Genomic DNA, 8140 nt, shown 5'->3' on the forward strand with positions numbered 1-8140 from the left:
CAACATATGCGTTAGCACAAATGATAACATAATCAAGTGCACGGGAGGAGGGGAACAGGGGCCAGGGATCAAAATAGTTTCAGTTGAAGTGGAATATGGCACACAGGCCATAATGCCTCAGGCAATAGATCCGAACAACGTTGAATCAGGATCTACATTATCGACAGCCTTTGTCGGCATGATTGCCTCAATAATCTCCGCAGTTGCTGGCATTATAACAGCGGTGAGAAGATGAGTTACCGATACAGGAGAAGGGAAGAGCTCTCTCTGCCTTCAGTAGCCTTCACACTGTTTCTTTCAGTTGCAGTGCCTCTGGCGATGATTCTCACTTTAGGACAGCAACTTGGCCAAGTTTTGCAGGTATATGGTGTGCTAACGTCATTGAGCTGGCTTGCCCTGTATTTCTTCAAGAGAGACTGGCTTGAGTTCAAATCAGTGAGCCTTCTTACGGCAGTGGTCAACATAGCCGTGATGCTGTTATCGGGATCCTTTGCCGCCCAGCTGGCTGCACAGAAAAGCCCTTTTGTCATAGTTCCCCTTACTTTGAGCTCCGTTGTCCCGATAGTTGAGGTAAACTTTGTCACCATCACTTTAGCGTTCATGGTCGGATGGGCAGAAGAAATGCTCTACGGAGGAGTCTTATACGGAACCCTGCAGAAAACAGGGATCTGGGGGAAACTGATCACGGCAGCCGTTTTTGCCTTCATGCACATTAAGGCTTACACTTCCGTTTCTCCGTTTGATCCCGCATTTTTACATGATCCTAGAGCCTATCTCCTCTTGGCTCCGTTTATCACAAGGTTTGTGCAGTGCTACCTCATAGATTACGAAAAGGGAATTGTCGGAGTTGCTTTAGGGCATGGCTTAGGAGATGCGTTGCTGATGATAAGGGCGGGATGATGCGAAAACTGATCCCTCTCATCCTTTTTCTTTTGATTCTTGCTCCTGCTTTTCCTGTTAAAGCAGCAGGACATTACCGCTACATCACTGTTTACAATCCAAACAATTACGATTTAACGGATTATCAGGTGAGAATAGACTTAACGTCCTATACTTTAACGGATTCAACAGGAACAGATGTCCGATTTTACGATGAAAACGGCAATCTGCTTCCATTTTACAGGGAGAGCTGGGCAGGAAGTCAGGCTGGTCAGACAAAGGTTTTCTGGGTTAAGATGTCCATTCCCGCTTCATCATCAAAGAGGATAAAGATAACGTATGCAACTGGAGCAGCTGATGCCTCCCAGATAATCTGGGACTTTTACGATGACTTTTCCTCCTTTACTAATGGCACAAGATGGTATATAAGGATGGGATACGGAGGAAGCAATATTATACAGGTGGAATCAGGCTGGCTTCACCTTCATGCCCAGAGCTCATTTATATATATAGAGAGTATTCAAAAATTTACAAGTGGTATTGAGATAGTATATGTCGATAAAATGTCTAATTACGAAACGTATAGTGAATTTGAAATAGCGAAAAAGTGGGGATTTCCTTACGAGCTTTTTGCCACAAATCCTTCTGTGGTATGCAATGGATACTGGTTTGATCACAGCTCGAATTATGTCTCCAATTATCATTTTTCTATAGGAAGGGATGATCCACCGGATACTGGACAGGGAGAAAAAACTCTAGCTCACTCATCCGGAACGTATTATCTTGATTTTCCTTACACAAATAAAATACAATATTATAAAAATGGGACAATTATATGGTATCTCTCGGGGTACTCCTCCTCCTTAACGTTAAAAGGAACGGATACAGCTTATATAAACGACCAGATGTCTCTGGTTTTCGGTCTAGGATATTATATCTCATCATATCCAGACAGATATATAGACTACATATACGTGAGGAAATTAGCAGATAAAGAGCCCACATATACTGTTACAGTGGAGGATGTCCAGCAGCTAGCAACTCCCACTTTAGTTTCCCCTTCTGGTTATGTTAACACAACATCGGTTACCTTAAGCTGGAACGGAGTTGCAAATGCGAATTCGTACTGGGTTCAGGTCTCCCCTGCCTCTGATTTCTCCTCCTTGGCACTGAATGCAACCACAACATCGACAACATATCCCTTCTCAGCCTCTGAAAAGACATACTACTGGAGGGTCAAGGCACTGGGATCAGGAAGCTATCTGGATTCAAACTGGAGCTCAGTCCTTTCCTTTACCGTTGATGTAACTCCTCCCTCAGTCTCCTTAACCTCTCCTGCGAATGCGACAGTGGTAACAACATCCAGCTTTACTTTACAGTGGAGCTCATCTGATGCAAACGGAATAAGCTCCCAGATTCTCTACGTGACTTATCCGAGCGGATCCACATCCTCCTTTACCCTCGATTCATCATACACAAGCTATACTGTCTCCTCAGCCGATGGTAAGTTCTACTGGCAGATAAAAGCGATAGATAACGCAGGAAACTCAAAATTATCGGAAAAGAGGCTTGTTTATGTGGATACTGCTGCTCCCTCTGTTTCCCTGAGTTCTCCTTTGAATGCATCCGTTATCACAACATCCACGGTTACACTGCAGTGGAGTTCAACAGACAGCACAGGAATAAGCTCTCAGGTTCTTTACGTCACCTATCCAAACGGAACTGTAAAGCAGTACAGCTTATCAGCCACAGCAACAAGCTACACCATAACCTCACCTGACGGGAAGCTATACTGGCAGGTTAAGGCTACTGATTTAGGTGGACACACAACAACATCGGCACAGTGGATGTTCTACATAGACACTCTGGCTCCTTCAGTTTCCCTGAATTCACCATCAAACGGGACAGTTCAGAAATCAGCCACAGTTACTTTGCAATGGAGCTCAACGGATGCTGCTGGGATAAGCTCTCAGGTTCTTTACGTCACCTATCCAAATGCAACAACAAAGCAGTACAGCCTGAGTGGATCGGCAAGCAGCTATTCCATAACCTCCGATGACGGTCTGATTTACTGGCAGGTTAAGGCTACCGATTTAGGCGGACATTCAACAACTTCTGCGAAATGGTGCTTTGTGGTAGACACCAGATTGCCGGCAGCCCCCTCATTGACCTCTCCCGCAAACAACTCCCAATTCCTTACAAACCAGATTACACTACAGTGGTCTGATTCAGACTATGATGTGATGCAGACCCAGCTGGAGGTAACCCTCGTTGGCGGAGGCTATTCATACACAAAGACGTACAACAGCAGGAGTGGTTCTGAAACTCTGGCTTTCACACAGGAAGGCACATACAAGTGGCATGTCACAGCCGTTGATTACGCATACAACAGGAGGGATTCCGGAGTTTACTATTTCACGGTGTTTTTGGGCTCTGTTGTTCCTCTGAATTTAACAGGAAACTCAACCGGTTATTCCTTTGTCCTGAAAAACAAGGATGGGGCTCAGACAGCCTCCTACTCAGTCTCAGTCATTGACCAGTACAGCAACATTGTTTTCTCAACTTCTTCTTCAGTTTCTCTGTCCTCCGGAGAAATCAGGAAGATAAGCGGATTGTTCACACAGAGGCTATCAGCAGGCTCCTACACTCTTAAGGTTACTGCTACAGATGCTGGGAACTACCAGAAGACAAACTCAACGACGTTCATAGCCAAAGGATCCCTATCAACTCCCACCCTGAATTCGCCATCAGGCTGGGTAAACACAACCGCAGTTCTTTTGAGCTGGAATCCAGTTATAAATGCCGGAGGCTATCAGGTGCAGGTCTCAAACACCTCCTCCTTCTCGTATCTGTTTGTGAACACCACAACAGCATCAACATCCATAACCTTCGGTGCTTCTGAAAGAACGTACTACTGGAGGGTTAAAGCTTTAGGATCAGCCTATTACGAGGATTCAGCATGGTCTTCCGTCTGGAACTTCACAGTAGATGCATCATACCCTCTGGTTCTGCTTGTCTCCCCAGCTGATGCCTCAATCCAGAAATCTGGTACTGTGAATCTGCAGTGGAGCTCATCTGACAATTATGCTGTCGATTACCAGATACTTTACGTGACATATCCGAATGGAACTGTGAAGCAGTACAGCTTATCAGGCTCAATAGCCAGCTATACTGTTACTTCAGATGATGGTAGATTGTACTGGCAGGTTAAGGCTGTGGATAAGGCTAAAAACTCATATTTATCGCCGAAAAGAACTTTCTACATAGACACTAGGCTGCCAGCAGCCCCTACTTTGGTAGAACCTGCAAACAACAGCTGGATTCAATCGGATAGGGTAACTTTGCAGTGGTCTGATACGGATTACGATGTCATGCAAACGGTGCTGTATGTGGAAAAGGTGGGAGGAGGCTATTCATACACAAAGATATATAACGTATCCTCCTTCTCCACAGAGCTGTCCTTAACACAGGAGGGCACCTATAAATGGTATGTTGTGGCTGTGGACTGGGCAAACAACCAGAAATCTTCTTCAGCTTTCATTTTCAACGTGGTTATAGGCTCGGTTAAGCCCCAGAATTTATCAGCAAACTCAACTAGCTTCTCATTTGTTTTGTACAACCAGAACGGAGCTCAAACAGCTTACTACACGGCTGAGGTCTTTGACCAGAATGGAGTAAAGGTATTCTCCAAATCCTCCTCCGTTTCACTGGCTGCTTCAGAAAAATACAAAATAAGCGGTTCGTTCTCATCTCCCCTCTCAACAGGAATTTACAGGCTGAGGGTTACAGCAACTGACGCAAGAGGGGTAAACAGGGTTGAGGAGATCTGGTTCCTTGTTTCTGGATCAGCCTCAAGGGACTGGAGCAACTGGGCCTCAGATCTGGCCTATTTGTTCTCTCCTGTCAATTTCACAAGGTTCTACTTCGAGTATGGATCTGCTGAGGGTGCCCATCAGGTTCAGCTCCAGTTCCCAAGTGCGTTATCCTGCACCGTTGTTGAAAACACGACAAAACAGCAGCTGAGCTGCTATGCCTCCGCTTCCTATATCAGTTTCACAGCTCTGCCAAGAAATGAGAATCAGGCAAGGACTTACTTTGTCTCAGTTTTAGCACCGCAGCTTTTAACTTCTTCGGAGAAGATAAGGGACGTTGTCTATCATGCTGTAAAGGCTGAAGAATACAGGTTGAGGATAAAGAACCAGTATCCCTATGATATTCTCAAGCTGAAGATAAACGGCACTGGCTGGCTCGGTGCCTCCCTCAATGAAACGTCTTTGAAGCCTTTGGAAGAGATAAATATAACATACTACATTCCGTACAAAGTTACGAACCAGACAGCCTCACAGCTGAACACATCGGCAATAAGTTCATTTTTCGGAGGCAACATGCTTATTTACGTTTTTTTGTTTTTAATTTTGGGGGTGGTATTATGGAGAGCAAGAAGGTAATTCCGGTATTTCTGGCCCTTTTCCTGCTTCTGATTCCTGCTTTTCCCGTGAAGGCAGATTCCATGTCCGCTTGGCAGTACAGGAGGCCAATAACAATAGACAACACGCAGAATGCGAATGCCTTAACTGATTATCAGGTGAAAATTGTTGTCGATACTGCGTCTTTAATTTCAGCAGGAAAGATGAAGTCCGATGGCTCTGACATAAGGTTCACAGATTCAGATGGACTCACTTTGCTGTCGTACTGGATAGAATCAGGGATAAACACCACAACAACTGTAATATGGGTAAAAGTCCCTTCAATTCCAGCTTCTTCTACTAAAACTATATATCTTTACTATGGAAATCCTTCAGCTACATCATTAAGCAATGGTGATAATACATTTGATTTCTTTGATGATTTTCTAGGAACTTCTCTAGACACAACAAAATGGGCAACAACAGGAACAGGATCGGTAACAGTCTCTAACGGCTATGTTGAGATTTATGCTAGACAATATGTAGACTTTGGGATTGTATCGAAGAAAGGTTTTGCCTTTCCATTCATAGTTGAAGGTCTTTACAGGTGGGTCGATGGAGGGGAGAACTGGCATGCTATTGTCCAAAATTCAACGGGAAGCTTTACAGACTGGGTTAGGCATGGTTATAACGCAAATGTTAATTACTACTATCAGAAACGCACAGCAGGCACATTATACACGTATCAGTATTTTAGCAGACCTCTCAGGACAGCATGGACAAGGATAAAGATAATATGGGCTTCTTCTTTCAGCAAATACTTTGAGGATAATGTACAGGTCAATACCATAACAACGCAGGATAGATTTACAACGGGAACTAACTATGTTCAGCTATCCTGTTATAATGGAGGGAAATCGGATTACGATTTTGTATTTGTGAGGAAATACACAGATCCAGAGCCAACAACAACAGTAAGCACAACAGAAGAAATTGTAAATCTGCTTCCTTCTGTCTCAATATCTTCCGTTAATCCTTCCTCCGTTTACAGGGGATCTTCTGTGAACATTTCAGGCTCATACGGGGATAAGGATGGCTATGTAACAGCTGTTTACGTGAACATAACGGATTCCTCTGGTGCTTTGGTGATAACAAATGGCCAAGCTTCTCTGTCAAATCCCAGTGGAAACGGGACTTGGAAGTATGTATTTTCGACAACGGCCTCATCCAAGACTGGATCATACAGCATTTCAGTTAAGGCTGTGGACAATGCTTCTGCTTATACAACAGCCTCCTTATCGAATGCGTTTACAGTTCTGAACAATCCTCCTGTCATTCAGGATAAGGGAGTGGATCCCGCAGTCCAGCAGATCAACAAGCTGGTGAAAGTCTGGGTTAAGGCTACAGACTTCGAAACCTCCACTCTAACAGCCTCAGCAACGATAACAAAGCCAGATAACACCCAAACCTCTCTCTCATTAGCATACAACAGCACCTCAGGAAGGTATGAGAATACGTTCAATGCGACTTTAGTAGGCTCCTATTCCGTTTCCTATACTGTTACAGATGCAGATGGTGCTTCTGCAACAGCTTCTGCATCTTTTACAGCAACAGCAGGGCCTGCTATCTATTCAGTATCGGCAAAGCCATCAAACACAACTAGGCCAGCAAACATAACGATAACAGCTTATATCTCGGATCCAGATACACCAGACAGCTCTCTTATAGTTTATGCGAAAGTAGCAGGAACAGCAAAGCAGATGAAGCCAAATGGCACTTTGCACTACTTCTCAACGTGGTTCTACTTTGACACATCAGCACCAATAGGCTACTATGATGTTTACATAAATGCAACAGATGGATCCTATCCAACTGAGAAAACCTTCACGAATGTGTTTTTTATTTACAACGTAAAGCCCTCTGTCTCCTCAATTACAGCCTATCCCTCAAATGCAACATTGGGAACAAAAATAAAGCTCTCTGTTGTTGCCACAGACCCAGATTCACCGACAGGAAGCTTGACTGTTACGGTAAAGGTCACTGATCCCTCAAACCAGATCTACTCTTTATCTGCTCCATGGGACGGGAGCTACTACACGGCCTATTTCTCAACTTCCTCAGCCATGCCGGCAGGAAAATACGAAGCTGAGGCAACGGCAAAGGATCCAAACGGAGCTGAGGGAGGCCCTGCTTTGTGCTATTTCTACCTGAACAAAGTTCCTCCGAACATCACCTACATAAAAGTTTCTAAGATAGAGAATTATGTAAACAGTAGTGTTTTCATAGCCGTTTTGCCCCATGAGGAGGGGATGGATCCCTCCACCTTTGTATGTGATATATACGTCTCAATTCCTGAGGACGGGGAAGCCAAGCTGAAGGGCTTATGGAATGGAATAGAGTTTGTCTCGGCCTTCAATCCACTAAAGAAGGGATATTACTCGGTGAGGGCTGTATGCAAGGATCCTGCTGGCTTATCAGCGGAAAAGGAGCTTAAGAATGCCTTTTATGCAGTACCTCTGCCGGCACAGACTCCCTTAATGCAGAACATAACTGCGAAGAAGGGATTTCTGTTTGCAAACTTCACAATCCCGTTCTTTGATCAGCTTTCTTCTTTGCTTTCTCCTCTGACAGATGCCATAAAGACACTGATAGCAAACACGGAGCTTTTCATGGTCTCAATCCTGATAATCGGAGTTTTATTCCTGCTTTCAGGCAGAAAAAAGAGGAGGAGAAGATGAGAAAAGTGAAAGTAAGGTTTGTCCCGAAAAGCAGGAAAACGATGAAGGATGTGATAGCTGACCACTACTTAGCCAACAGAAAAATACCGAAAGGCCAAGTGTGGGTCAGATCAGACT

At 44.4% G+C, this 8140-nt stretch carries 4 protein-coding genes; all 4 read left to right on the forward strand.

What is annotated here, in order from left to right:
* Positions 1–235, forward strand: a 235-nt coding sequence (locus D6D85_RS16260; RefSeq protein ID WP_161969751.1) for a hypothetical protein, incomplete at its 5' end; no start/stop codon positions are given.
* Complete coding sequence (locus D6D85_RS07650; RefSeq protein ID WP_125671471.1) at positions 232–900, forward strand: CPBP family glutamic-type intramembrane protease; 669 nt, start codon at positions 232–234, stop codon at positions 898–900. The genes D6D85_RS16260 and D6D85_RS07650, both read left to right, overlap by 4 nt.
* Positions 900–5327, forward strand: coding sequence for a DUF2341 domain-containing protein (locus tag D6D85_RS07655; RefSeq protein ID WP_161969752.1), 4428 nt, complete (start codon positions 900–902; stop codon positions 5325–5327). Before D6D85_RS07650 ends, D6D85_RS07655 begins: the two co-directional genes overlap by 1 nt.
* On the forward strand, positions 5309–8023 hold the full coding sequence (locus tag D6D85_RS07660; RefSeq protein WP_125671473.1) for a DUF2341 domain-containing protein: 2715 nt from the start codon (positions 5309–5311) through the stop codon (positions 8021–8023). The genes D6D85_RS07655 and D6D85_RS07660 overlap by 19 nt, the downstream gene beginning before the upstream one ends.
* The last annotated feature ends 117 nt before the right edge of the window (positions 8024–8140 follow it).

Origin of the sequence: Candidatus Methanodesulfokora washburnensis (assembly GCF_003947435.1) — an archaeon.
GTDB classification, from domain to species: domain Archaea; phylum Korarchaeota; class Korarchaeia; order Korarchaeales; family Korarchaeaceae; genus Methanodesulfokora; species Methanodesulfokora washburnensis.

Excerpts from the sequence above, each read along its gene's own strand:
- D6D85_RS07655 (WP_161969752.1), top strand. The coding sequence starts at position 900 with ATGCGAAAACTGATCCCTCTCATCCTTTTTCTTTTGATTCTTGCTCCT.
- D6D85_RS07660 (WP_125671473.1), top strand. The coding sequence starts at position 5,309 with ATGGAGAGCAAGAAGGTAATTCCGGTATTTCTGGCCCTTTTCCTGCTT.
- D6D85_RS07650 (WP_125671471.1), top strand. The coding sequence starts at position 232 with ATGAGTTACCGATACAGGAGAAGGGAAGAGCTCTCTCTGCCTTCAGTA.